The organism is Oleiphilus sp. HI0067 (assembly GCF_001635735.1).
Genome location: NZ_LWFI01000799.1, coordinates 1 through 530, shown reverse-complemented (window position 1 = coordinate 530; position 530 = coordinate 1). Strand labels below are relative to the sequence as shown.

The 530-nt window shown below is 38.1% G+C and carries 1 protein-coding gene; it reads left to right on the top strand.

Annotated features, from left to right (window positions below; all coding sequences use genetic code 11):
- Positions 1-84: 84 nt before the first annotated feature.
- Positions 85-530, top strand: a 446-nt coding sequence (locus tag A3739_RS08600) for a hypothetical protein (RefSeq protein WP_156502490.1), incomplete at its 3' end; no start/stop codon positions are given.

Below are 530 nucleotides of genomic sequence, written 5' to 3'. Positions count from 1 at the left end.
CCTTAACCTTTCGTCAGTTTTAGAGAATTATTTTAATTCAGTGCTATTCCCTAATATTAAGAAAATAAATAAGCGACCATACTAATGCTTACGATTTTGTTTATCATCACACTCGCTTTTGTAACCACACTGGTTGTTAAAGTACGCGCCTTATATAAAGCAGACCTGCAAACTAATGACAATAGTTGCCACAAAGAGACACGTACACGACATAGAGAATGGATGCGCGCTAACCGTGTAATGATGAGGAATAATGACGAAACAATTCTCGAATACATCAACTCATTGCTCGACGACAAAAACACCGGACTTAGCCGTAGTTATGCGGCAGCAAATTACAAAGAAAGCATCTCCCAAAAAACATCTTCTAAACCATACCCAACAAGCCCACTAAAATCGCTAACAGACGACACGAAAGATTGGATAATTGTTGAGGAAGATAAAATTCCAGAACTCGTTGAGATAAGAAAACTCCCGCATTCGTATCTTACTGATCAGCCTAGAATTGATAAGCCTCTATCTGTTAATGA